25 protein-coding genes and 1 pseudogene are annotated in these 22,266 nt (G+C 66.0%); 6 read left to right on the plus strand and 20 right to left on the minus strand.

The features are described from left to right. The first annotated feature begins 16 nt into the window (after positions 1-16). Positions 17-604: a GNAT family N-acetyltransferase gene (locus tag ACIQPT_RS25445; protein ID WP_401158786.1), complete on the plus strand. Its 588-nt coding sequence runs from the start codon at positions 17-19 to the stop codon at positions 602-604. Here ACIQPT_RS25445 and ACIQPT_RS25450 read toward each other — a convergent pair. Beyond that, a complete protein-coding gene (locus ACIQPT_RS25450) occupies positions 588-1,517 on the minus strand; it encodes an alpha/beta hydrolase (protein WP_401158788.1) in 930 nt (309 codons plus the stop codon). The two genes, ACIQPT_RS25445 and ACIQPT_RS25450, sit on opposite strands and share 17 nt — an antisense overlap. Positions 1,518-1,709: 192 nt before the next feature. Between ACIQPT_RS25450 and ACIQPT_RS25455 the strand changes: the two genes are divergently transcribed. After that, positions 1,710-2,444, plus strand: a complete 735-nt coding sequence (locus ACIQPT_RS25455; RefSeq protein WP_401158791.1) for a GPP34 family phosphoprotein — start codon at positions 1,710-1,712, stop codon at positions 2,442-2,444. A gap of 24 nt (positions 2,445-2,468) precedes the next feature. Here the strand turns inward: ACIQPT_RS25455 and ACIQPT_RS25460 are convergent, their stop codons facing one another. Beyond that, positions 2,469-3,350, minus strand: a complete 882-nt coding sequence (locus tag ACIQPT_RS25460) for a class I SAM-dependent methyltransferase (protein WP_401158793.1) — start codon at positions 3,348-3,350, stop codon at positions 2,469-2,471. A 196-nt stretch (positions 3,351-3,546) separates the two neighbouring features. Further along, positions 3,547-4,224: a TetR/AcrR family transcriptional regulator gene (locus ACIQPT_RS25465; RefSeq protein WP_401158795.1), complete on the minus strand. Its 678-nt coding sequence runs from the start codon at positions 4,222-4,224 to the stop codon at positions 3,547-3,549. Positions 4,225-4,301: 77 nt separating this feature from the next. Between ACIQPT_RS25465 and ACIQPT_RS25470 the strand changes: the two genes are divergently transcribed. Beyond that, positions 4,302-4,700 carry a Dabb family protein gene (locus ACIQPT_RS25470; RefSeq protein WP_401158796.1) on the plus strand — a complete coding sequence of 133 codons (399 nt, stop codon included), beginning with the start codon at positions 4,302-4,304 and terminating at the stop codon, positions 4,698-4,700. On the opposite strand, the gene ACIQPT_RS25475 is transcribed toward ACIQPT_RS25470, so the two are convergent. Then, complete coding sequence (locus ACIQPT_RS25475; protein WP_401158798.1) at positions 4,697-5,191, minus strand: hypothetical protein; 495 nt, start codon at positions 5,189-5,191, stop codon at positions 4,697-4,699. The two genes, ACIQPT_RS25470 and ACIQPT_RS25475, sit on opposite strands and share 4 nt — an antisense overlap. Before the next feature lie 117 nt (positions 5,192-5,308). On the opposite strand from ACIQPT_RS25475, the gene ACIQPT_RS25480 reads away from it, so the two are divergent. Continuing rightward, positions 5,309-6,355, plus strand: a complete 1,047-nt coding sequence (locus ACIQPT_RS25480; protein ID WP_401158799.1) for a hypothetical protein — start codon at positions 5,309-5,311, stop codon at positions 6,353-6,355. A gap of 24 nt (positions 6,356-6,379) precedes the next feature. Here the strand turns inward: ACIQPT_RS25480 and ACIQPT_RS25485 are convergent, their stop codons facing one another. Next, a complete protein-coding gene (locus ACIQPT_RS25485; RefSeq protein WP_401158801.1) occupies positions 6,380-7,351 on the minus strand; it encodes a S1 family peptidase in 972 nt (323 codons plus the stop codon). Positions 7,352-7,744: 393 nt separating this feature from the next. Between ACIQPT_RS25485 and ACIQPT_RS25490 the strand changes: the two genes are divergently transcribed. Continuing rightward, positions 7,745-8,371 (plus strand): DUF1707 domain-containing protein, encoded by a 627-nt coding sequence (locus ACIQPT_RS25490; protein ID WP_401158802.1) that lies wholly within the window; start codon positions 7,745-7,747, stop codon positions 8,369-8,371. 9 nt (positions 8,372-8,380) lie between these two features. Here the strand turns inward: ACIQPT_RS25490 and ACIQPT_RS25495 are convergent, their stop codons facing one another. The 8 genes and pseudogenes from ACIQPT_RS25495 to ACIQPT_RS25530 all read right to left on the minus strand — a co-directional run bounded on the left by ACIQPT_RS25495 (position 8,381) and on the right by ACIQPT_RS25530 (position 14,656). Next, positions 8,381-8,659, minus strand: coding sequence for a hypothetical protein (locus ACIQPT_RS25495; protein WP_401158804.1), 279 nt, complete (start codon positions 8,657-8,659; stop codon positions 8,381-8,383). 272 nt (positions 8,660-8,931) lie between these two features. Next, the gene (locus tag ACIQPT_RS25500) at positions 8,932-9,747 is read right to left on the minus strand and encodes an immunity 49 family protein (RefSeq protein ID WP_401158805.1); all 816 of its coding nucleotides are present in this window, start codon (positions 9,745-9,747) and stop codon (positions 8,932-8,934) included. A gap of 168 nt (positions 9,748-9,915) precedes the next feature. Next, on the minus strand, positions 9,916-10,308 hold the full coding sequence (locus ACIQPT_RS25505; protein ID WP_401158807.1) for a hypothetical protein: 393 nt from the start codon (positions 10,306-10,308) through the stop codon (positions 9,916-9,918). A 396-nt stretch (positions 10,309-10,704) separates the two neighbouring features. Continuing rightward, positions 10,705-10,995 carry a hypothetical protein gene (locus tag ACIQPT_RS25510; protein ID WP_401158808.1) on the minus strand — a complete coding sequence of 97 codons (291 nt, stop codon included), beginning with the start codon at positions 10,993-10,995 and terminating at the stop codon, positions 10,705-10,707. Positions 10,996-11,161: 166 nt separating this feature from the next. Then, complete coding sequence (locus ACIQPT_RS25515) at positions 11,162-11,809, minus strand: pentapeptide repeat-containing protein (protein ID WP_401158810.1); 648 nt, start codon at positions 11,807-11,809, stop codon at positions 11,162-11,164. Between the two features lie 124 nt (positions 11,810-11,933). Beyond that, positions 11,934-12,155, minus strand: a complete 222-nt coding sequence (locus tag ACIQPT_RS25520) for a hypothetical protein (protein ID WP_401158812.1) — start codon at positions 12,153-12,155, stop codon at positions 11,934-11,936. A gap of 32 nt (positions 12,156-12,187) precedes the next feature. After that, positions 12,188-13,345 carry an Imm49 family immunity protein gene (locus tag ACIQPT_RS25525; RefSeq protein WP_401158814.1) on the minus strand — a complete coding sequence of 386 codons (1,158 nt, stop codon included), beginning with the start codon at positions 13,343-13,345 and terminating at the stop codon, positions 12,188-12,190. A gap of 73 nt (positions 13,346-13,418) precedes the next feature. Then, positions 13,419-14,656, minus strand: a pseudogene (locus ACIQPT_RS25530) (IS701 family transposase). Positions 14,657-14,783: 127 nt separating this feature from the next. On the opposite strand from ACIQPT_RS25530, the gene ACIQPT_RS25535 reads away from it, so the two are divergent. Beyond that, complete coding sequence (locus tag ACIQPT_RS25535) at positions 14,784-15,185, plus strand: hypothetical protein (protein ID WP_401158816.1); 402 nt, start codon at positions 14,784-14,786, stop codon at positions 15,183-15,185. A gap of 84 nt (positions 15,186-15,269) precedes the next feature. Here ACIQPT_RS25535 and ACIQPT_RS25540 read toward each other — a convergent pair whose 3' ends face one another. The 7 genes from ACIQPT_RS25540 to ACIQPT_RS25570 form a co-directional block, all read right to left on the minus strand. Then, on the minus strand, positions 15,270-15,914 hold the full coding sequence (locus tag ACIQPT_RS25540) for a hypothetical protein (protein WP_401158818.1): 645 nt from the start codon (positions 15,912-15,914) through the stop codon (positions 15,270-15,272). Positions 15,915-16,117: 203 nt separating this feature from the next. Then, entirely contained in the window at positions 16,118-16,351 is a 234-nt protein-coding gene (locus tag ACIQPT_RS25545) for a hypothetical protein (RefSeq protein WP_401158820.1), read from the minus strand. A 144-nt stretch (positions 16,352-16,495) separates the two neighbouring features. Then, positions 16,496-16,690 carry a hypothetical protein gene (locus ACIQPT_RS25550; protein ID WP_401158821.1) on the minus strand — a complete coding sequence of 65 codons (195 nt, stop codon included), beginning with the start codon at positions 16,688-16,690 and terminating at the stop codon, positions 16,496-16,498. 648 nt (positions 16,691-17,338) lie between these two features. After that, on the minus strand, positions 17,339-18,106 hold the full coding sequence (locus ACIQPT_RS25555) for a hypothetical protein (protein ID WP_401158823.1): 768 nt from the start codon (positions 18,104-18,106) through the stop codon (positions 17,339-17,341). 163 nt (positions 18,107-18,269) lie between these two features. Then, a complete protein-coding gene (locus ACIQPT_RS25560) occupies positions 18,270-19,046 on the minus strand; it encodes a hypothetical protein (protein ID WP_401158826.1) in 777 nt (258 codons plus the stop codon). Continuing rightward, positions 19,043-21,667: a hypothetical protein gene (locus ACIQPT_RS25565; RefSeq protein ID WP_401158828.1), complete on the minus strand. Its 2,625-nt coding sequence runs from the start codon at positions 21,665-21,667 to the stop codon at positions 19,043-19,045. The genes ACIQPT_RS25560 and ACIQPT_RS25565 overlap by 4 nt, the downstream gene beginning before the upstream one ends. Further along, entirely contained in the window at positions 21,664-22,104 is a 441-nt protein-coding gene (locus ACIQPT_RS25570; protein WP_401158829.1) for a DUF6507 family protein, read from the minus strand. Before ACIQPT_RS25570 ends, ACIQPT_RS25565 begins: the two co-directional genes overlap by 4 nt. Between the last annotated feature and the right edge of the window lie 162 nt (positions 22,105-22,266).

Consider the following 22,266-nt stretch of genomic DNA (forward strand, 5'->3'; position numbering starts at 1 on the left):
GGGGGATCATGAGGCCATGACTCGTACGCTGTCGACGCCTCCCGCCATGGCCTCCGGCTCCCTCTCCGGTGCCCCGCAGCCCGTGCTCACGGACGACGACGGCTTGCTGCTGCGCCCCTGGGAGCGGGCCGACGCGGCGGCGTTCCTCTCCGCCTACCAGGACGACGAGACGCGCCGCTGGCATCCGAACCGTCCTACGAGCGAGGCCCAGGTGGAGGAGTGGTTCGCCGCGTACCGCCAGGACTGGGAGCGCGAGAAGGGCTGCCACTTCGCCGTCGCGCGCGACGACGGCGAAGTGCTCGGCCGGATGGCGCTGCGTGGTCTGGACTTCGACGACGGCGTCGCGATCGCCGCGTACTGGGTGCTCCCGGCCGCCCGCGGAGCGGGCGTGGCCACCCGGGCGCTCGCGGTGCTCAGCGCGTGGGCCCTGGACGACGTCGGCTTCTACCGCCTGGAGTTGGACCACTCGACGCGTAACCACGCCTCGTGCAGGGTCGCGACGAAGGCCGGCTACCGGCTGGAGGGCACCAAGCGCAACGCGGCCGTGCACGACGACGGGCGGCACGACATGCATCTGCACGCCCGGGTCAGAGGTGACCGCTGATCCGGTCACGCAGCCAGGAGGTGACGCCGTCGATCGCGGTGGCGGCCAGGGCGGTGGGATGGCCGGTGAAGCCGTGGGGCGAGGCAGGGTAGACGCGCAGCTCGACGTCGTTGCCGGCCGCCGACAGCCGCCCGGCCATGATCAGGTTGTCCTCCAGCAGGACGTCGTCGCTGCCGACGACCAGCAGTGTCGGGGGAAGGCCGCTCAGGTCGGCGTAGAGGGGCGAGATGTCGGGAAGGGTGCGGTCGCGGTCCGGCACGTGGCCGACGTACGCGTGGATGAAGTACTCGTCCGCGTACAGCCGGCCGCCCGGAGTCTGTGCGCTCAGGTCGTAGGCGCCGAAGCGGAGCGCGGCCCCGGTGAACCGGTCGGCGATGCCCCGGTCGCGCAGCCGGAGCAGGGTCGCCAGGGCGAGGGTGGCGCCCGCCGAGCTTCCGCCGATCGCGAGCCGGGAGGTCCCGAAACGGTCCTCGGCCTGCTCGACGAGCCAGAGCGCCACCGCTTCGCAGTCGTCGGGCGCGGCCGGCCAGGGATGCTCGGGCGCCAGTCGGTAGTCGACGGCGACGACGGCGATGTGCAGGGCGTCCGCGAGATCGCGGTGGCGTTCGTCGCCCTGCGACGCGGTGCCCATGTAGAAGCCGCCGCCGTGGATGCCCAGGTAGACACCCTGGGGCGGACGGCCATCGGCCGGCAGGAAGATCCGGACCGGGACACGCACTCCGGCGGCCTCGATCGTCTCCTCGACGGCAGGCGGAACGGTCGCACGAGGTGCGGGCTTCTTCGCTCGCGCCTCCTTGAGTTCCTCGAAGGTGCCGGGTCCCCGCCCCGCCGCCCTCGACCGGTAGAAGGCGCGAGCTTCGGCGATCTGCTCGGCGGGCACGTCGGTGAACAGTGATTCCAGTGCGAATCGCACGCGTCGCTCCTCATCCATTCGGGTCTCGTCCGGATGCTATCGGCGCTGCCGTGAGGTCGGGCGGCCTTGCCCCGGAGCCGGATATGACGTCTGTCATGAACAGTGGTGACAGGACGCAGGGCCCTCCGCGCGCCTCCGGGCCTAGCGTGAACGAAAGCCCGCGTTGCCGAACCCGACGGTTGGAAACGGACCATGCAGAAGCGGAACGAGTACGAGGACGAGGACGGGAACGCGTACGAGAACGGGAACGCGTACGAGAATCAGCACGGCCTGCTCATCGTCGAAGACCTGACGCTGCTGATGATGGACGACAGGTCGGGGGCCATCGCGGGGGCGGGCACGCTGTACTACACGCTGGGCGGCGCGGTCCTCGTCGAGCTCGGCCTCGGCGGCCGGATCAGGGCCGATGAGAACGACAAGGGGCTGAACGGCGTCAAGGTCCACGCCGTCGCCGGTCGTACGCCGTCGGATCCACTGCTCCGGGCAGCGCATGCGAAGGTCGGCGAGCGCGTGCGCGGCGTCCAGACCCTCCTCATCGAGATCGGTACGGGCATGCGGGAGACGGTCCTCGACCGGCTCGTCGAGCGGGGCATGCTGCGCCAGGAGACCAAGAAGACGCTGGGTCTGTTCCGTACGACGTCGACGACGGTCGCGGACACCGGGTACAAGAAGGCCCTGGTGGAGAAGGTCCGGGCCGTCCTGATCGACGGCGCGGAACCCGACGACCGTACGGCGGCGCTGACGGGACTGCTCTCCGCGAGCGGCACGCTGCCGACCCTGCACCGCTCCGTCCCGTGGTCCGGCCAGGTCTACCAGCGGGCGAAGGAACTGGAGCAGAGCAGCTGGGGCGCGGAAGCGGTGAACGCCGCGGTGCTGCGGACGGTGGCGGCGATCTCGGCGGGCACGGTCGTCGCGGTCACCAGCTGAAAGGCGTTCGGGCTCCCGTTCGGCTCAGGTGGGGCGGCGGGCCATCCACGTCTCACGGGTGGACCGTACGACGAGGTCGTCCCGGTGGCGTACGTCCTCGGGCCCGCCGCCGATGAGCCGGTCGAGCGCGGCCAGGTCGCCGGCGCCGATGCGCCCTTCGAGCGTGCCGCGGATCCGCTCGAAGACGAGGTAGGCGTACCGGCCGGCGCCCTCCGGCAGCGGGGTGCGCAGCTCCCACCGCTCGGCGCGTTCCTGCTCGACGGGGAGGCCGGCGGCCGCCAGCAGGGAGCCCCAGTCGGCCCCCCGGTGCGGCAGCCGCTCGGCGTGCAGGCCACCGAGGGCCTCGCGGCAGCGGGCCTCCAGCTCACCCGCGTCCCCGTCCTCGGGCAGGAACTTCGGCATCCCGTCCACCTCGGCGACGGCCAGCAGCCCTCCGGGGCGCAGCGCGGCGCGGATACCGGCGAGGGCGGTCGCGGGGTCGTCCAGGTGGTGCAGGGAGGCCGCCGCCCAGACGAGGTCGGCGTCGACGACCCCGGGCAGCCCCGCACCGGCGTCGGCCTCCAGCGTGCGCACGCGGTCGCCCAGCCTCCGGTCCCGGGCCGCCGAGGCGAGCCGCTCCAGCATCGCGGGGGAGCTGTCGACGGCGGTCACCCGGGCGGTGGGGAACCGCTCCAGCAGGGCGAACGTGCCGGTCCCGGTGCCCGAGCCGAGGTCGACGATGTGCTGGACGTCGTCACCGGCCAGACAGGCGATACGCCCGGTGAGCGCGGTCAGGTGGGGCGCGAAGAGGGCGGCGTCGAGGTCGAGGATCTCGGGGAGGCCGTTGGGCGTCGCGTCGGAGCCGTGGGTGTGGGTGTGGGTGGAGTGACCGTGAGCGGGGGCCGAGGGGTGTGCGTGGTGAGCCATGCCGTCGAGCGTACGGCTGGATTGCGCAAGGGGCATATCAGCTTGCTGATAACGCAAGGAGAAGGCGATCGCGGCGGCCTCGCGCGCAAGGCGGAACGGGGGCGGAACAGGAGGGGGCAGAACGGGAGGGGGCAGAACGGGAGGCGGCGGAACGGGAGGCGGCCGGGCCGGGGCCTGCGGTGCCCTCGTCGCAGGGTCACCCGCCCGGGGCGCACCCGCTCGGGGCGTCTCCGTACGCGCGCAGGAAGACGTCCACGGCCCCCTCCGCCGTGGACCGCAGCTCGGCCGCCGGTACGGGCCGTGCGCCCAGTCGGGACAGGAGCTCCAGTGGGCCGGTGAGCAGGGCGAAGAAGTGGCCGGCGGCCTGCTCCGGATCGCACGGGCGCAGCCGGCCGGAGAGGGTGAGCCGGGCCAGGCGGTCGGCCAGCGCGGCGAGGGGCCGGCGGGCGGTGCGCTCCTGGACGGCATCGGCCAGATCGGCGAAATGCGGAGCCTCGGCGTAGGTCAGCCGCCGCAGGGCGACGGCGCGTTCGCCGCAGCAGATATGGGCCAGGCGGACGGCGAGGTCCGTCATCGCCGCGCGTGGGTCCTGCTCGGCCGCGCGGTCGCGCAACTCCTCGACCGCGGCGAGGAGTTCGGCCAGCAGGACGTCGGCGGCCGCTTCGACGGCGTGGCGGAAGAGAGTCTCCTTGTCGTCGAGGTGGTTGTAGACGGTCGGCTTGGCGACCCCCGCCTCTTCCGCGACCTCCTGCACGCACGCCTGTGCGTACCCGCGCCGGGCGAAGACGAGGAACGCGGCGTCCAGGATCGCCTTGCGCTTGTCGGCACGTCGGCGCGGGGCGGCCCGGGAACCCCTTGACTCGACTGAACTCATGTGTTCAGTCTAGGGGTTGATGGTTACCAATCGGGAAGCTTTTCTGAACGCATGCGTTCAATAAGAAGGAGCGAACGATGATCGTCCACATGCTGCGGTTCACCTTCAAGGACGGGGCGACGGAGGAGCGGAAGGCCCATGTGCTCGGCCTGATGCGACGTACGGCCTCGGTGGAATCCGTCTCCTTCGCGACGGTGGGCCAGAGCCTGATCGGCCCCGGCGACGACTTCACCCACGCCTACTGCGTGGCGATCGAGGACCTGGACGCCCTGGAGCGGTACATGCACGACCCGGTCCATCTGGCGGGGGACGACGAGATCCTTCCGCACCTGGCCCGAATCGCGATCGGCCCGGACGTCTCGGACGACATGGACCCGGAACTGGACGCCAGGATCATGGCGCTGCACGGGAAGAAGACCGAGCTGTACCCGGAGTGGGCCGCCACGCTCGAACCGCTCCTGGCCCCGGCGGGCTAGGCGGGCTCACCGGACGCGGGCTCACCGGACGCGGGCTCACCGGACGCGGGCTCACCGGGCGCGGGCTCACCGGAAGGAGGCCGGCGCGACGGCGCGAGGTGCCTGCGGACGAACGGCGCCGACCCGAGCACGAACACGGCGAAGGCGGAAATCCGCTGGAGCCCCGGCTCGGCGAGGAACCCACGGTCGAGGAGTCCGTAGGCGGCGTACAGGTTGGTAGCCAGGTCGGTCACCATGACACCGCAGGCGAGGTCGAGGCCGAGCCGTCTGCCGCGCAGCAGGAGCACGGCGGCGAGCGGATCGAGGACGGCGAGCGACGACCAGTAGAGGTTGAGCAGGTGCGGGGCCCACGCGTAGGGCCGCAGACCATGACGTACGAGGTCGGCGACGTGCGCGACGCCGCCCACGAGGATGAGCACCGCCGCGATCACGCAGACCACAGCCACCACCGGCCGGGGCGTACGGCTCATCCATCCGATCACGCCAGGCATCGTGCCATGGTGCTGCTCGCGGCGACGGGTGGTCCCGTGCCGGTCCTCGGCGGCCGCGTGTGGTGAACCGGTGCGCGGGGTCGGCCTGTTGTCAGTGGCCCCTTGTACTTTGACGTCATGGAGATCAATCAGCGGACACTCGCGGAGGCCTGGCAGCGGACGGCCGCGCGCCATGCCCTGCTCGACGGCGTCGGTCTGCCGCCGGTGGCGCAATCCGAGGACGAGCTCGAGGAGCTGGCCGAGTTCGCCGAGGAGGCGGGGGAGGCGGAGGCGGACGGCGGCGGCCTGTGCCTGCTGGTGGAGGACGACGGCACGGTTCGCGGCCGTCACGGTCCCTACCGGGAGGTCTTCGCCACCCGCGACCTAGAGCAGGTGCTCTACCTGATCGCCGAGGCCGCGATACGTCGGCGCGGCGGCAGCCTCGGGGAGGTGGCCGACGCCCTGGACCGGATCGATCCCACGTGGGGCCGACGGTTCCGCAGTGGTGGCCTGGACGACACGGGGACGGTGGAGGCGTGCGGGCGCGACCCGCTGGAGGGGCTCGCCTGGATAGCCGGGTCCTGGCGGGAGCAGGCCCCGTATACGAACCTTGACTTCTTCCGCGCGGCGCCCGGGCAAACCGTCGACGCCGAGCGGCTGGCCCTGCTGCACGGGGCCGATCCCGCCCAACTCGCGGCGGGAACGCGGCTGAAGGACCTCCAGGCCGTGGACAACGGCCGGGCCCGCGGGGACCGTCAGTGGGAGAGCTGCTGTTTCGGGCAGGCGGGCGAGTGGACCTACCTGCTGTACCACGACACGCCGCAAGGGTCCTTCGCCGACAAGGAGGCGTACGAGGCGCTCGGGATCAAGGAGAACGTGCGGCTGACCGCCACCTCCGCGAAGGCCATCTACACCTTCGACTACATGAGGGACGGCCGCCGGGTCGACGACGACTGGGGCATCCTGGAGCTGATCTGGTACGAGCGCGGCTGCGCCCCGTATCTGCGGGGCGGTGAACTGGACTTCCTCAACCGGGCCGTACGCCGTGCCGAGCTGGACCACCCGGAACTGACCAGCACGTTCGAGCTGTACTTCCACGCCCTGGAGGAGTCCCTCGGCCTGCGTCTGCCGCGCCGGGACTTCGCGGAGGGGGAGGTGCGGGCAGCGTACTGGGCCGGGACATAGGGGGATGGGGGACCGGCGCCCAGGTCAGGTTGTGCGGCGGGCCGTGCGACGGCGCACCGCGAGCGCGGTACCGCCACCGGCGGCGATCAGCGCGACGGCCGCACCGGCGATGGCCACGGTGTTGCCGCTCGTACCGGTCGCGGCGAGGCCGGCCCCCTTATCCGCGCTGTCCGCGATCGGCTGGGCACTGTTGCTCTTCAAGGTCCTGTAGATCCAGTCGGCGTATGCGGGAGCGCTGGTGTAGAGGCCGGGGCCCTGCGAGCACGGGACGTCGGGGGCCCCGGGCCCGGACGTGACGCCGATCAGCTCCCAGCGGCCGTCCCGGCCCTTCACGACCTGCGGCCCGCCGGAGTCACCGAAGCACGCCATGGAGGCGGGCACGGTGGAGATGGTGCACAGCCGGGTCCTGTCCGCGTAGCCGGGCGCGCACTCGGACTCGGCGCCTCTGCGCGTGTTCAGCTCCTGGAGCCGGTCCGGGAAAGCGAACTCGGTGTCGACGGTGGTGCCGAAGCCGAGGAGCCGGGTCGGTGTTCCGGGCCTTCCGACCCGGTCCGCGATGCCGATGGGCTTCTGCCCGACCGGGCGGTCCAGACGGATCAGCGCCATGTCGTTCTTGTTGGCGGCCTTGGCATCGCCGTTCACGTAACCGGGGTGGATGAAGGTCCGGTCGATCTTTCGGACGGTGCCGCCGGACTTGCGCTGCTCGCTGCCGACGCGCACGATGCCGTCCAGCTCGAGACCGTCGCCCGTCACGCAGTGGGCCGCTGTCAGTACCCACTGCTGGTCGATCAGCGACGCCCCGCAGGTCCCGTCGAAGAGGCCGTGCTCCGGGGCCGACTCCGGGATGGTCGCCATGAACGGGTACTCCTCGGTGGAGTCCGACCCGTTGACGATGGCTCCGGCGGTTCCGGCCATACCGACCGTGCATGCGGCGGCGAGCGCACCGACGGTCGCGAGCCGGACGGTACGGAGGCGCAGCGGCGTGAAGCTGAACACAGGTGGTTCCCTTGCTCGGTGGATCTCTACGCAGCCAGCCTCGTCGTGTGCCGTCTGCTGGACCATCCGGACACCAGGCCGGTCGACACTGGGGCCAGCCCCAGCCCTGACCTGGGGAAAGCCGAGCCGTCGACGGCAGATACAGGGCACTCCCGCCGGGGAGCCGACCACCGGACTGATGGCCGTGCTCCTGGACGACACCGGCGACGAGGAGGAGTACCCGCCGACGTCCTGGCCTGCCACGCCCGCTGCCGAGGCCAGCCGATCCGGGTCGAATCCCCTTACCTTCCTTCCCCAAGGCCTGCTCCGGCGCCGAACCCTTCCCTTCCAGGCAGCGCTTCGAGAGGTGCGGCTCCGGTCCGCTCGGTCCACCGGCTGCCTATCCTGGTGACCATGACTGCCCAGCCTCCGGAGCCCTCTCCGCCTCCGCGCCCTGTGCCATCAGGAGAGCTCCGCGCCTCTCACGACGACCGGGAAGCAGTGGTGGATCAGCTGCGGGATGCGGCAGCCGAGGGACGCATCGACTTCGATGAGCTGGATTCACGCCTGGAGCAGGCGCTGAAGTCCAAGACGCACGCCGAACTGGCCGTCCTGACCGCCGACTTGCCGAGGTCGCACAACTCTGCCGAGAGCGGGCCGCCGCTGGTGCTCAAGGGCGGCCTGTACGGCGCGTCCCGAGGCCCCGGGCGCTGGGAGGTTCCCGGGCGCGTGATCGCTCACGGAGGCATGGGGGGTGTGCAGATCGACTTCACCCGGGTCGAGTGCCGCCTCACGGAGGTCGCGGTGGAGGCGTACGGGGAGACCTCGGGCGTCACGATCGTCATCCCCGACGGCTGGTCCGCGGACACCAGCGGCATGGACCCGGGCCTCGGCGGCCTGACGGACGAGACCACGTCCGACCGGCTCCCGGGAACTCCGCTGATCCGGCTCACCGGTTCGGGTGGCGTGGGCGGAGTAGTCGTCCGCCACCCCAACAACCGGGAACGACGGAAGCTGCACAACAACCCGACGCGGGACTGAGCTTGTCCTTCAACTCCGGTAGTTCGGCGGGGTTGCGGCAACGGTGACCTGGGCCGTCCAGGCCCCGGGTTCCCGAGGCGGATCCCAGGCCACGTCGACGCCGACGCCGGCTTCGTGGAAGTCGTGCGCGAGCCCCACCACCATGGCGGCCACGGCGGCCTGCGCCCCGGCCGGGTCGGTGCCGGCTGGCACGCCGTTAAGGCGCCCGCAGAGCGTCCCGCCCTCCTCAGTGAGAACACTGTGGCGCCAACCTTCCGGCGTCGCCAGCAGGACGATGCTCTTCGGCATGCCGAAGGGAGGCCGTCTCTTCTCCACGTGAGCTCGTCTCACCACGGAGCCATCCAACCTCGTCGGCTTCCTGACGGATCAGGCGGGCGGAAGTCCAGTTGCCTGGAGGCGGGTTGGCCGGGGTACGCCACACCGGCGGCGAGGATCTGCCTGACGTCGTGCCGGCCCGCTGCCGCACAGGGAATCGGTGCTCACTCTCTGGTCCCACGGAGTTGAAAGGTACTGGGAATTCGCCGAGGCAGGCGCTTGGAGGAATGGGTGAACTCGCTGAATCAGGCGTCAACCTCACCCGCCCACCCGAACTGAAGGAGTTCTCTGGGCAGGTATTCCGACTCGACATCGATCGAGAACCCGTTGTCGTAAGCCATGCAGGCAATGGCCAAGGGGGCCAGCGCCACTAGGCCATCACGGTCTGTGGCTCGCGCCTCATCCGCGGTCCAATACTGCCTGTGCCAGGTGAGGAATTCAGCCAGTGATTCATTGAACTTCTCAGCCTCGCCGCGGTTGTAGAGCTGGAAGAGTTCAAGCGGCGGATACAGGATTTTGAGCAGAGTCTCCTCGTCGGCGATCCTCGCTGTCCCGGGACGAGCCCCTTCGATCGCCGCGACCAGACTGCTCCACATGTCGTCGCCTCGGCGCGACCAGTAGCTTTGCAGCGCCTCGACCCACTTGTAGACGTACTCGTCAAAAATGGCTCCGGATTCACGGAGGAACGCCACCGGAACTCGCATGAGCCGGTCCAGCCGGGCTTCCTCACGGCAGATCACTGCCAAGTAAACAGACGTGAGCCATGCCCCTGCGTGCGCGTAGCGGGCGGGTCCGGTCGCGGGAAGCTGTTTCACCTCGTCGTTGACTCCGATGCGGCAAGTCACGGGGCCTTCTACAGCCATAACTGAGTCGAAGAGCGCCGAGCCCACCTGCATGGATGTGACCCATGCTTCCCAGGTGTCGAACTCATTCGCCTGGGGGTCTCCTGCGCAGCGGGACATGGCCACGGTCATGCAGCAGCCGAGGGCTCGGGAACGCGACATCTCCGAAACTTCCAGTTGCGAGAGCACCCGGTTGGTGCTTTCCGTGAAGCTTGCCATGTTCTTCTGGGCTTCTTCTGCTGGGAAGACATGACGGATCACTCTCGTTTTCACGTGCTGAACTCACCGAATCAGGCGCGTCGTAGTAAGTGTTCTGGGAGGTAGTCGGATCCGACTATGATGGGTATATCTGCCTCGCAGGCCATGGTCCACTAGCATTTGGTTTCGTTACTCTGCCGTAAGGCCATCATGAACCTCCCGGGAAATCTCCCATAGTTCGAGATCATTCTCGGCAGGTATGGCATATTGCTTCTCTCTCATGCGTGCGAGGAATTCGTCAGGTAGTCGCACGTAGTGTTTCCGCACATAGAACCAGAGGTCACCTCGCCAGATCCAGTCGCCATCGCTGAAGATTGAGTCGCCGCTGAGTACGGTCTCGCCCGACCCCAAGATGTCTTGGGAAGAGCCCATCACACTAAACAGAGAATGTCCTGCCAGGAGATATTTTACGATCCCCTCGGAGTCCTCGTGTGGTGTTGGCAAAGTGAAATCATGCATGCTGCCAACTGGGGCGCCGAACGAAGGCGGCCAGAGTTCTTCGAAGAATCCTGCAATTTTCATTGATATTTTGACCCCTCGCTTTCGACTTCGCTTGCACTGTAGCGCTAGCCCATTGCCGCAAGGTCTGGGGGTTATGTCGGTGCTCATGCAGTTTTGCCGTGGCGCTGGGAGAGCATTCAGGTAGGGAATTCGCCGAGTCGGGTGTGCTGGAGGAGGTGTTTAGGCATGTAGTCCGACTCGAACTTCTATAGGAATCTCGGTGTTCAGGTCATAGCGAGTGGCGCCAAGGCAACCCATCCATAACGGGAGTCAGTGGCATCTGGTTCGGCTGACCAGTACTTTACTTGGACCACAACCACTGGATGAGGGGTCCTCGCGAAGGTCCGACTTATCGCGGACAACGTGAAGAAGCTCGTCAATAACAACTCGAATTGGCGTGGGCAGGGTTACGAGATACTAGTAGCCTGGCGGCATCGGCTGCTCCGGTGCATCACTGAAAAGGTAGTCATACATGTTTCGGAGATAGGTGTGAAGAGTTTCCCTGTCGGGGAATTCGATATCGGTCAGCCCCTCATACTCATCCGGCCCGAAGGAATCGTCCGCCATGATCTCCTCGAATCCCTCGCGGATCAGTTTCACGTAGGAATCGCTGAAGCCCCACAATGTGGGCCTCAGTTCGCCTGTGTTCTCATATCCCCGCTCAAGATCCAGATACACCCTGAAGAAATTCCTGAAACGCGCGTCCATTGAATGCTTCCTTACGGATGACGGCAGCGCCCCACGGCCCCAGCACCTTCAGCCTGGTGAGTACCACGAAGTGGGACTCACCAGAGTCGCCCTGGGTGTGATAGTGAATATGGAACGTCGTGCAGATTTCCTGTATCGCTCTGCTGCGAACTTCGAGTCACGGCTCCTATCGCGGTGTGCGGGAGGGAGGAATCACCTGCACCTGTCCACCCCGTTCAGTGATCCATGCCTCGAGTTCCGCCCCGGCCAACTCACGGGAAGACCTGCCTTCGAAAGCAGTGATCGGTCCGAAAACGGTACCTGTCAGGCCTTGGATGATTGTGGCGTCATCGACGGTGACCTTAAAGGTGTTCTGGAACAGGATCGCGTTGGTCAGATCCGCCCCCCTCATATTGACGTCGAATAGAGAGGCTCCCATGATCCGTGTGTCTCTGAAGCTTGCTCCTGACGCATCGACCCCTTGCAGCGAAGCCTTAGTCATGTCGGTGCTGTCGAGTCGCGCTGACCGGAGTACAGCCCCGTCAAGATTCGCCCTGACGAGGTCTGAGCCTGTCAGATCAGCGCCGGTGAGATCGGCCGACTGGAGGTCGGCTCGATAGAAGATCGCCTCGGTAAGCCGTACGTTCACCAAAACCGCCTGGGTGAACCATGCCTTCGTGAAGTCTCCGCCCGAGAGATCGGCACCCCGGAAATCGTGCTCGATGCCGAAGAGGATGTAGCCCTCCTCGGCCATCCACTCCTGCATTTGATGGGTTGCTTGAGGGTCGTTCGGGAACGCAATCGGCTTCCATTTTCTATGGATACCAGATGACATGATCTCCCCAGTCGTGGGTTTCGACAATTTCCTTCATGCTATCAATTGCCGCTTGGTTCGCGTTGCGTAGGTCGATAATTACTATGGGATCCTTTTCGAGAATCATAGAAGTGAAGGTATTCACTCAAGTCTGGACGTCCCTGGCTGGGTTGTACGCGCCTGGGCACGGGCCGGCGCGTAGCTTTTGATTGCGCACGTCAGTGGAGACGAATGGCTCGGCGCCTTCTGTTTCGCGGTTCTTGCTGGAACTGCTGAACGGCACCGCGAGGCCCTGCGCTTCGCCCGGCAGCCGGCCCAAGGCGGCGAAGAGGGCCACCCACATCGCCGGGCTCATCAACGGCCTCATGACATATGTCCTCGGAGACCTAAGAGATACGGTCAGGTAGGGAACTCTCCGAGCCAGGTGCGCTGGAGGAGGTGTTTGGGGAGGTAGTCGGATTCGATGTCGAGTGGGAAGTCGGCGTCGTAGGCGAGGCAGGCGATGGCGAGGGGGCTGAGGGCGATGCTGCCGTCGATGTCCGTTGCGCGGTCCTCGTTGAGGGTCCAGTAGGTCTTGTGGAGTTTGAGGGCGTCCGCGAGGGCGGGGGCGAAGCCGTCGCGGTCGTTGCGGACGTAGTGGTAGAAGAGGTTGATCGGCGGGTAGAGCACGGCCTGGAGCAGGTCTTGTGGTGCGATGCGGGCGACGGCGGGATCGGATGCCTCGATGGTGGCGATGAGTTTGTCCGCGAGGTCGGGCCGGCGGAGCCACCAGCTCTGGAGCGTGTCGACCCAGTGGTAGATGTACGCGTCGCAAGAGCCCTCGGGTGAACGGAGCCGTTCCAGGGGGATCTCACTGAGCTGGGTCATGCGTTCCTGGTCACGGCAGATTACGGCCAGCCAGAACGCGGACAGCCAGGTTCCCGCATCAGCGAATGAACGAGGGCCGGTGGCGGGGATGGAGTGGAGCTTCCTGTCGATGCGGCATTCCACCCGCCCATCGTTTGTGGTGGTCACAGCGAAGAGGGCCGAACCCACCTGCATTGCGGTGACGGCGGACTCCCATGTTTCCACCGCTGCCGATCGCGGATCGGTGATGCACATGGCGCGCAACGTCATGAGGGCTGTGCCGAAAGTTGAGCGGATAGCTTCAGGAGAATGATCGAGACGTCCGATTCCCTTGGACAGGTGTGCTCCAACGCGTTCCGTGAATATCTCGACTTCGACCCCCGCTGGCAACGTATGGCGGGAGACCTCTACAGTCATGGAAGGGCCCTTCTTTTGGAGTCGTCGGCGCACCACCGCGAGCATGGACATGGTGAGCTTCCGGTGCCACACGCTGTACTTGCGGACCTGGTACTGGTCGAGTTCGGCCTCCTGTCTGGTGGCCTCGAAGCGCTCCTCGACCGGCCATCGCGAGGCGACCGCGCGTACCAGTTCGCCGATCCGGACGGTGCTCCCGTGCACGTCGGTGACCTCGATGTTCTTTGGCTCCGACATGGCATAGGACGGCGACCGCTCTTCCAGGAAAGTGCGTAGGCCTGGTTCCTGGCCGATCATCGCCTGGACCTGCTACGGAAGGGCGAGGCGAAGCGGATCGGGTGCCTAGTACTCCAACTGTAGATCGTGATCTTCATGTCTGATCGGTGGCTTGTCGGTGGTAGTGGCTGGTTCTGGATCGGGCCTGGTGGCGGCGCCGCCAGAGGGACCAGCGCAGCCGGTGGACCGCATCGGGCGCGGGGCCAACGAGCGCCGTGAACAGCCGCTGGATCTCGTTGCAGATGAGCGGGACCAACCCCGTCCGGAGCGGGATGGCGGGCATGTTCTGCCGCACGGGTGACCGCCAGGAAAGCGTGCGCGAGCATGGCCAGGGTGACCCAGCGCGACCAGGAGGTGAAGCGGCGCACCTGGTGCTCGTCCAGTCCCGCAAGACCCTTCCCCGATTGGAACGTCTCCTCAACTCTCCATCTCGACCCGGCGACGTGGACTAGCGTGGCAAGGGGTGCCGGAGCAGGCGAGGAGCAACGGTAGTAGGCCCGTTCGCCGGTTGTACGGTTGCGGCGGATCAGCAGTTGGTGATGATTCGGTCCGGAGTCGGCCAAGTCGATGACTGCCCAGTCGTAGAAGCGGTGTCCTTTGGACCCGGCCCCAGCCGACAGCTTCTGCCAGGCCCGCTTGGGCACCTTCGCGGCCAGCGCGTCGGCCCGGAACTTGCCCGCTCCCGTGATGACGCCCGCCGAGGAGGCGACGGCCAACATGAAGCCGACCCCACGTTCTTCCAGTGCGGTCCGCAGGCGCGGGTTGCCGCCGTAGACCTCGTCGCCCGTGACCCAGTCCACGCGGTGTCCGGCGTCGAGGGAACCGGCCGATCATACGGCTGGCCAGCTCCGGCTTGGTCGCAAAGGCTGTGTCCTCGGGGAGGCCGGCGGCCCGGCAGCGGTCCGGCTCGCTTGTCCACGAACGCGGGATATAGAGCTCACGGTCCACCGCCGCGTGCCCGCGCGCTCCCGCGTAGACGACGTAGACAGCGACCTGAGAGTTCTCGATCCGGCCCGCAGTGCCGGTGTATTGACGCTGCACCCCGACCGTGTGGGTGCCCTTCTTCAGGTCGCCGGTCTCGTCGACGACGAGGACTGCCCGCCCATCGTGCAACTGCTCCACGACATAGTCGCGTACGTCGTCCCGAACCGCGTCAGCGTCCCAGGACGCCCGGCACAGCAGATGCTGCATGCCATGCGGTGTCGCTTCCCCGGCCCACTCGGCGATCGTCCAGCAGTTCTTGCGCGGCAGGTCCGACAGCAACCCGAGCACGAGCCGTCCCGCCCGGCTCCGGGCCTTCACCCGCGCGAACCGTCCGGCTATGCGTCCCATCAGGCCCTCGAACCCCTCCTGCCAGCGGGCAGGGTCTACGCTGTGACCTGCGGCCACCGCATGATCGTTTGTCTTCACATGCTGATGATCAACGGTGGCCGCAGCCATACCGGCCAGGAGGAACACCATGCAGATCGCCGGCGTCGACATCTACGTCAATCACCCCGTTCTGCACCTCGGGGCAACCGACTGGGTGCCACTTTCCCTCGCTTTGGACGCCGCCCCTGCAGCCAGTTGCGCCACCCACGTGGCCGTCCGGGTTCGACCCCAAAGAGGGCTGATCAAGGTGCGTCTCTTCACACCGCCTGATGATCTGCAGGTCCAACGCCCGGACCCGGCGTTCACCACCGTCTTCCACGGCCCCCTCCTGCTGTCCGACGGGCGCATCGCAGTCGGCGATGTCGAGCAGCAGACCCGCTTCGTGCACCGAGTGGGCGACCGCGGCCAGTTCAACGTACGCGTCGCCGTAAACGCACCGGGGCCAGAAGCCAACGCCATCGACATCGTCATCGCCGGCTCGAGCAAGTGACCCGCTAGACGCCCAATCCAGCATGAGACCGCTCAACGCGCGGCGGCCGCACCGCGATCAAGATCGCGATCTACAGCTGGAGTGCTAGCCGAGCACCGCATCGGTGAGGTCCGGTCCTCGCCCCTCAACAATGTCGGGCGCCTCTGGCCCGTATCCCTCCGCTCGACCGTAGTACGTCGGCTCGCCGGGCTCCGCCTCGGCTCCGAGCACCTGAACGAGCTCCTGGAGGGCGGAGGCGAGCCGCGGCGCGTTGGCGGCGTGGATGGCCGGATGCGGCTCGCCCCGGAAATCGCACTGGCCCCAGACGTCATGATGCACGGACAGCTCGACCCAGAGGTCCGTCTCGTCCGGCGCCACCATGAGCTCCACCAGACGGTGTTCCCTGTGCCGTTCCCCGTCCGCGTCGAACCAGGTACCCAAGCCCAGCACGCGGATTCCGCCGATTTCTGCCTCCGGATGACCGATAGGCCGACAGGCGTGGAGCGCATCGGGCAGTGCAGGATCGTCGAGCGAACGCGTGCCGAGGTTCAGGCGACTATGGACACCGAGGCCGCCCCTGCCGGTCTCGAACCAGGCCCACTCAAGTGAAGACGGCACCAGCAGGTCGTGCTTCTCCAGCACCGCACTCATACGCGCAGCGGTCACGAGCGCGATCCCCGGACCGGCCTCCTCGACGTCCTCCAGGTTCCAGGACCACGAGCAGCTCTCTCTGGGCGCACGCATCAGCATGGTCGGCAAACTCCTTACGGTTCGATGGCGTTGGTCGGATATACCGTGATGGACCCGTCGTCGAACTTTAGATCAAAAGGGGCGTTGTAGCGGTCGGCAGCCCGTTGAACAGCCTGGATATCGCGTTCCGTGACTTCGCCCATGAGCCCTCGGATATCTAGAATTCCCGCTATTGCGCCGATCGGGGTGTTCGGTAGGCCCGCTTAGCCCAGGGCTCCCAGGAGCTGCTTGTTCGAAATCTTCTTGACCGCTGATTTGATGCCCCCGACGGTATCGACGTCTTTGAGTTGGGCGGCGTAATCGATGTGCCCGTCGTTTCCAATCAGCACGTCGAGGTCTAGATTTTCTCCGGGAATCTTCACCTCGAACTCGATTCCCTTCATTCCCCTGGCCTGGAGCTCCGCAGCGTGCTCCATCGCTTGGTGAGCAGTCGGCATCATGCCCTTCTGCTTGACTCGAACTGACGTGGGCGGGGTTACGAGACACTAGTAGCCTGGCGGCATCGGCTGTTCCGGTGCATCGTTGAAAAGGTAGTCGCACATGTCCCGGAGATAGGTACGAAGAGTTTCCCTGTCGGGGAATTAGATATCGGTCATCCCCTCATACTCATCCGGCCCGAAGGAATCGTCCGCCATGATCTGCTCGAATCCCTCGCGGATCAGTTTCACGTAGGAATCGCTGAAGCCCCACAACGTGGGCCTCAGCTCACCTGTATTCTCATACCCCCGCTCAAGATCCAGATACGCCCTGAAGAAATTTCTGAAATGTGCGTCCATCGAGACACTTCCCTACGGATGCCGACAGGGCCCCAGCGCCTTCAGCCCGGCGGCCCCACGAAGTGGGGTCACCGAATGCACCTGTCCGCCCCGCCCAGGACTACTGAATTCCGAAGTAGCGCTTCTGGGCGGCCGCGTCGAGAATCTTCAGCCTGGCACGGCTCGTGACAATGTTGGCCTGTTTCAGGGCATCGGCGTCGTACCCGTGTTTGTGCTCGCCGCCGGACCACCGGGCCTTTTGTAGCCATAGCTGAGTCGAAAAGTGCGGAGCCCACCAGCATGGCTGTGACCCATGCTTCCCAGGCAAAGAACTCATTCGCCTGGGGGTCTCTTGCGCAGCAGGGCATGGCTACGGTCATGCAGCAGCCGAGTGCCCGAGAACGGGACATGTCCGAAGAATCCAGCCTCGAGAGTACCCGGTTGGTGCTTTCTGTGAGACTGGCCAAGTCCTCCTGAACTTCTTCTACTGGGAAGTCGTGACGGGCAACTCTCGTGCTGGACTCATTCACTGCCTAGATCACGCAAAATCCAGAGCTCATTCGCTACCGTCGGCTCAGTACTGGTGATACATCCCGCGATGGGGTCCGCCGGTGCCAGTCGGAGTTCCCTCTGTGCCTCGAAGGGGGCAATGCCGCTATCGTAGGCTTTTTACAATCGGCTCAGCCAGATCAGTCCAGCCTTGTAGGCATCGAGATCGGCTGCTTCGCGTGGCGCGAAGCCAGCAGAATTCTGGTCATCCGAGGCCCAAAGATAGCCAAGGATCCCTTGGTCTCCGCGCACAGGGAAATAGGATACGGGACCTACCGGCTGCCGACTGTAGGAAGAAGTGAACTTTGGAGTCTCGTAGGAAATTGCATTCCTGCTGGGGGTCTCGAATCTGGACCATGCGTCAAATGCTGTGCCATCATCTTCGAAATGGTTGTCGACTCCCGTTTCGGTTGGCGTACCAAAGTGGGAAGAATCATCCGGATCGATTTCTGAACCGAACCTTGCCATCAACCTGCGCAGCGTCGAGGTCAGTCGTGGTGCGTTTGTAGCATGAATTTTCGGCTGAGGATTACCTTTGAGGTCATAAGTCATCCATGCGTCGGAGTACGTCATCAGGCGGGCGCTGACATATTCATCGAAAGCGGTGCACCCGAGCGCAAACAAGCTTTGCTCATCAGCCCGGCCGTCTTCGTCGAGGATCACGCCATCACTTTTTATGCGGGCGGAGACACTCCCAATCCCTCCGCGGCGCAGCGTCGACTGAACGTGAAGCGTCAACTCGCGCGCAGTCCTCGAAGGGGAGGTGGGAGGAATGAGTTCAATTTCCTCATGAAATAGATAGCTATTCGACTTCCCTGCCTCGTGGATGGAGATGGAGATTGTCGACGTGCCCGCCATGAGGAGTTCGTCCATCATGACGGCATACATGGCAAACAATTCTTGGAAGCAGGTGAGAATTTCATCCTCGACCTCTTGATCTCGCCCCCAAGTCTATCGCGCAATAGGCGCACTGGTGATCATGATGCTTCTCCCGGCATGAACTTTCCGCTGGGCTGTTGACTACTGATGGGCATCACTGGGCGGACGTGATTCACTCCTGGCCCGCGACTCGAGGTACACCAAGTACGGCGCCCTCGATAATCCTGGCAGCATCCTGGTCGTAGATGCGAACGCAGTCCATATCATTCTCCGAGGCGGACAGTTGGGTCGTTGGCTGCCATCCCAGGTGCCCACTGAATACCTCATCGCGCTGCCCACCCCCCTGCGGCAAAAGGCGCCTGAAGACGGGCCCTCGATCACTATCATAGGCGTAGAATTTGACGCGTCCTTCAACGTCCAGCGCGTCGAGCACGATGCCGTGGAGCGCGACGACTGGGGTGTTGCTCGCATTGCTCTGCAAGCTTCCGGGCCGAAGCGAGACACCTGTCAGATCCAGGGCTCCCGCGTTGTCTGTGATGAACTCGCCGCCTCGCTCATACAGGAGAATTAGCGGCTCATAGAGGTCAGGGAGATTATTAGCCACGATCGTCGGATTATGCGAACGTAGTTCCGCAAGGCGTACGGCGCCACGGCAGGTTACCTTGACATCTCCACTCGTTCGTGCGCGAAGAAACTCTTCCAATTCGCGTTCCGTGTCGGGTGAAAGTTTAAATTTCGGATCCATGTACTCCGTGATGTCGAAGAATGGCCAGACGCTCTCGGCGGAGTAGGTCTGGGCCCACAATGCGGATCGCCGTAGGTATTCTCGCATCAACAGCCGCCGCGACATCGATTTTTCGAAGACCTCACCCCAATCTCTATCCCATTCCGCTGTGCGGAGACGATCTGTTACCTTGGATGCTGCCTGTTCGCCTTGTCCGTCAGTCATTTCAGATCGATCCCCTTAGATCGCAGCTCCTGCTTGAGAGCTGCAACAACCTCGTCAATATTTGCCAGTTGGGGTGCCACCTCGACTTGCGAAGCATCCATACCCAATGAGCGCCAATGGCCGAACCCGCCCGCACCTTCATTCAAGGAGAGATCATGGGCACCCGCGTGGAACGCATCCCGGGGCCAAACATGATAATAATCAACCGTCTTGCCGCCATCATTGGAGAAAATGTCCCACGCGTCCGGATACTCGCGCAAGTAGGGCATACCCGCCTCCATTAGGTGGCTCTCGATGTATTCATGAGCGATAAATCTTTCGAACTTGACAACTTCCGCTGGATTCAAGTTGCGTTGACTTGCAACTTCGAGGATATCGGCAATATCTTTACGAGGTGTAAAGTATGCCGTGCGCGCACTGCCCGGAGCATCAGACACCACGTGCTCGGTGAGGAAGAAATGCGTTCTGACGCGGTCCAGCACACCCTTGCTCACGCCGGTGTTCTCGGAGATGCGCGTGATGTCAAGGGAACCTGGGTCAGCCCGCACTCGGTCGTAGAACTCTGCCGCTGCGGTGTGCTCGGCGGTAGGCTCCTCGACATACCGGGCACCGTCCGGCCTCACTTCGGAGGCACCCCCAAGTGGAGGTGGCTCATGGCCGTCCCCATGACCGGACGTGCCTTTGGTGTCGGTGCTGTGACCGCCGCTGGTCGTCGGGGCGTCCGTGTGATTGCTCCCGTCCAGGCTGTTCGCCGGGATGTGGTCGCCCTGGCCGCCTCGCGGGCTACCGCCCGGCGTGCCGTTGTCCACGCTGTTGGTCGGCAGGTGGTTGCCAGCTGTGCCGCCCGGCAGGTTGTTCGCGGTGCCGCCCGGTGGCCTGTTGGGGTTCGTGGCGTCGCCGCCCGTGCGGCCGAGGTTGTTGCCGACCCGGCCCGCATCGCCCGGGTCCGAGCTCAGCCGGGCCGTGTCGCTGCCGCCGCGTGCGCCCGCGCCGACCAGGGCTGGCTGTTCGGCCGGGGTGCGGGGCAGGGGGCTGTCCGCGTCCGTCCTGGTGAAGGCGCCGGTGGGTGGGTTCTCGCGGCGGGCGTCGGTGTGGTGTTGTTTGAGGGTGCCGTCCTCGCCGAGGATGTTGCCCTGGCGGTCGAGGTGGGTGACGTTGCCGTTGGCGTCGAAGTCCCTGAGGGTGCCCTCGGGCAGGGCGGTGGTGCCTTCGGGGAGTTTGAGGGTGCCCTCCTGGATCGGCAGTGATCCCGCGGGCGGGGCCATGCCTTCGGGGAGGTGGACGATGCCGTCGCCGAGGTCGACCGCTCCGGTGGGGATCTGTGCCCCGTCCGGAAGCTTGACCGAGCCCTTCGGGATCTCGAACGCGGCATCCGGCACGGTCGCACCCCTGGGCAGGGTCAGCGTGCCGTCGGCTGCCTTGTACGCCCCGTCCGGCAGGGTGACCGTCCCCGCGGGCAGCGGCGGGATCTCGAGGTTGCCCGTGCCCTTCAGGCCGGCCATCACGTCGCTGATCTTGGTCAGGCCCGCGCCGGCGCCCTTGAAGAGATACGCGGTGGGGTCGACGATGCGGCTCGCCTTGTTCGCGAAGGAGAGGGCCTTGCCCGCGAGTGCTGCCTTGCCGGCGCCGGAGACCCCGCCCCCGGTGCCGCCGGTGAAGATGGTCGTCAGGGCGTTGAAGGTGACCGCGCCACCGGCGCGGGCCGGGTTCTCGCTCCACTGGTCGTAGGCGATCAGCGCTTTGCCGGTCTCCTTCATCGCCCGGCTCGAGTCCCGCAGCCAGGAGGGCAGCTCCTCCTCAGGTGTGGTGAGGAGATACGTCCCCCCGGCACCTGCGGTCAACAGGGTGATGGATACCCCGATGGAGAGGTCCGCCAGACCGCTCCAGGACTGCTTCATGCTGTCCCAGCCCTCGGTGCCGACGAGGGTGCCCAGGCCCTTGACCGTGGCCCAGACGCCGTCGACCGCGAAGCCCTTGACGAAGTCCCAGGCGTGTTCATGGACCTGGTACCAGCGCGTCGACTCCTCGACCGGGTCGCCCCAGGGCAGGCCCTTGGCCTGCTTCAGGGCCTCGGGGTCCCAGCCGTGCATGTGCTTGCCGCCGGACCCGTCGTTCAGGGTGAGCGGTTTGCCGCCGGGGACCAGGGCGATGATCTTGTTGTAGCAGGTCCGCTCCACCGCCTGGAACGCGGCCCAGGCCTCGGTGATCTCGTCGTGGCGGCGTCTGTTCTCCTCGATCAGGTCGCCGTCCTCGCGCCACGTGTCGTCCGCGTCCGCCTTGTCCCGGAAGGCCGAAGCCTCCTGCCGCAGCCGCTCAAGCTTCGCCACCAGCGGCTGCGCGTCGTCCGCGTAAGCGCCCAGGGCACCGGTGATGGTGGCCAGGTCCGACTTCAAGGCTGCCCCGCGGTCCGCGACCGGTTTCGTCGTCGCGAACAGCTGATCCGCCTCCGGCGCCTTGTAGAAGGCCTGCAGGCCGCCGAAGCTGCTGTGGATGTCCCCCGTGGCCGTGGCGATCCTCGCCCCGTCCTTGGCCAGGGCCCTCACCTGCTGGTCCAGCACCGTCAGATTGCCGGTGAACACCGGTATGCCGTACGGGTCGACCGGCTCCTTGCCGCCGCTCACTTCGTGCCCCGCAGTTCCTTCAGCAGGTCCAGCCGGACCGCCTTCGCCGCGTTCTGCGCCTGCTTCGCCGTATCGAGGTCGCCCTCCATGTACTCGTTCGTCGCCGTCGCCGCACCCACAACCGCCGCCTGGACCCGCTCCGACATCGACTTCAGCTGCGGCTTCCGCGCCTTCGCGTACTCACCCAGCGCCGCCGCCACCGGACCCATCGCAGGCGGCGCGATCGCCGCGACCGGGCCCTGCTCCCGCCCCGGAGCCACCGGCCCCACCGACGCACCCGACTTCGTGCCACCCACCGCCACCGTCCCCGCCGCCCGCGCCGCCGCCCCCAGATCCGCCAGCATCGCGTTCAGCGCCTTCTCCAGCTCACCGGCATGCCCCCCGACCACCTTCAACCGGCCCTGCACACCCTGCGGCCTGATATCCCACCCGGTCATCCCACACACCCCCGTACACACCACAAACCCACCCACCCCGCCCCGCACGGTGGGCACCAACAACCACGAACCAGCCCGGCAGTCAGCCGATACTGTCGACCGCGGCCTTCGCCCGCGCCAGCGTCTGCGCAGCCGTCCCGTCGTTCTTCACCAGCGTCGTCC

The sequence above is a fragment of the Streptomyces sp. NPDC091289 genome (assembly GCF_044757365.1).
Taxonomy (GTDB): domain Bacteria; phylum Actinomycetota; class Actinomycetes; order Streptomycetales; family Streptomycetaceae; genus Streptomyces.

Bases quoted from the DNA above. Each gene is read 5' to 3' on its own strand.
- ACIQPT_RS25445 (WP_401158786.1), top strand. From the start codon at position 17: ATGACTCGTACGCTGTCGACGCCTCCCGCCATGGCCTCCGGCTCCCTC.
- ACIQPT_RS25455 (WP_401158791.1), top strand. From the start codon at position 1,710: ATGCAGAAGCGGAACGAGTACGAGGACGAGGACGGGAACGCGTACGAG.
- ACIQPT_RS25460 (WP_401158793.1), bottom strand. From the start codon at position 3,350: ATGGCTCACCACGCACACCCCTCGGCCCCCGCTCACGGTCACTCCACC.
- ACIQPT_RS25465 (WP_401158795.1), bottom strand. From the start codon at position 4,224: ATGAGTTCAGTCGAGTCAAGGGGTTCCCGGGCCGCCCCGCGCCGACGT.
- ACIQPT_RS25470 (WP_401158796.1), top strand. From the start codon at position 4,302: ATGATCGTCCACATGCTGCGGTTCACCTTCAAGGACGGGGCGACGGAG.
- ACIQPT_RS25475 (WP_401158798.1), bottom strand. From the start codon at position 5,191: ATGCCTGGCGTGATCGGATGGATGAGCCGTACGCCCCGGCCGGTGGTG.
- ACIQPT_RS25480 (WP_401158799.1), top strand. From the start codon at position 5,309: ATGGAGATCAATCAGCGGACACTCGCGGAGGCCTGGCAGCGGACGGCC.
- ACIQPT_RS25490 (WP_401158802.1), top strand. From the start codon at position 7,745: ATGACTGCCCAGCCTCCGGAGCCCTCTCCGCCTCCGCGCCCTGTGCCA.
- ACIQPT_RS25495 (WP_401158804.1), bottom strand. From the start codon at position 8,659: ATGCCGAAGAGCATCGTCCTGCTGGCGACGCCGGAAGGTTGGCGCCAC.
- ACIQPT_RS25500 (WP_401158805.1), bottom strand. From the start codon at position 9,747: ATGGCAAGCTTCACGGAAAGCACCAACCGGGTGCTCTCGCAACTGGAA.
- ACIQPT_RS25505 (WP_401158807.1), bottom strand. From the start codon at position 10,308: ATGAAAATTGCAGGATTCTTCGAAGAACTCTGGCCGCCTTCGTTCGGC.
- ACIQPT_RS25510 (WP_401158808.1), bottom strand. From the start codon at position 10,995: ATGGACGCGCGTTTCAGGAATTTCTTCAGGGTGTATCTGGATCTTGAG.
- ACIQPT_RS25515 (WP_401158810.1), bottom strand. From the start codon at position 11,809: ATGTCATCTGGTATCCATAGAAAATGGAAGCCGATTGCGTTCCCGAAC.
- ACIQPT_RS25520 (WP_401158812.1), bottom strand. From the start codon at position 12,155: ATGAGGCCGTTGATGAGCCCGGCGATGTGGGTGGCCCTCTTCGCCGCC.
- ACIQPT_RS25525 (WP_401158814.1), bottom strand. From the start codon at position 13,345: ATGATCGGCCAGGAACCAGGCCTACGCACTTTCCTGGAAGAGCGGTCG.
- ACIQPT_RS25535 (WP_401158816.1), top strand. From the start codon at position 14,784: ATGCAGATCGCCGGCGTCGACATCTACGTCAATCACCCCGTTCTGCAC.
- ACIQPT_RS25540 (WP_401158818.1), bottom strand. From the start codon at position 15,914: ATGCTGATGCGTGCGCCCAGAGAGAGCTGCTCGTGGTCCTGGAACCTG.
- ACIQPT_RS25545 (WP_401158820.1), bottom strand. From the start codon at position 16,351: ATGCCGACTGCTCACCAAGCGATGGAGCACGCTGCGGAGCTCCAGGCC.
- ACIQPT_RS25550 (WP_401158821.1), bottom strand. From the start codon at position 16,690: ATGGACGCACATTTCAGAAATTTCTTCAGGGCGTATCTGGATCTTGAG.
- ACIQPT_RS25555 (WP_401158823.1), bottom strand. From the start codon at position 18,106: ATGTATGCCGTCATGATGGACGAACTCCTCATGGCGGGCACGTCGACA.
- ACIQPT_RS25560 (WP_401158826.1), bottom strand. From the start codon at position 19,046: ATGACTGACGGACAAGGCGAACAGGCAGCATCCAAGGTAACAGATCGT.
- ACIQPT_RS25570 (WP_401158829.1), bottom strand. From the start codon at position 22,104: ATGACCGGGTGGGATATCAGGCCGCAGGGTGTGCAGGGCCGGTTGAAG.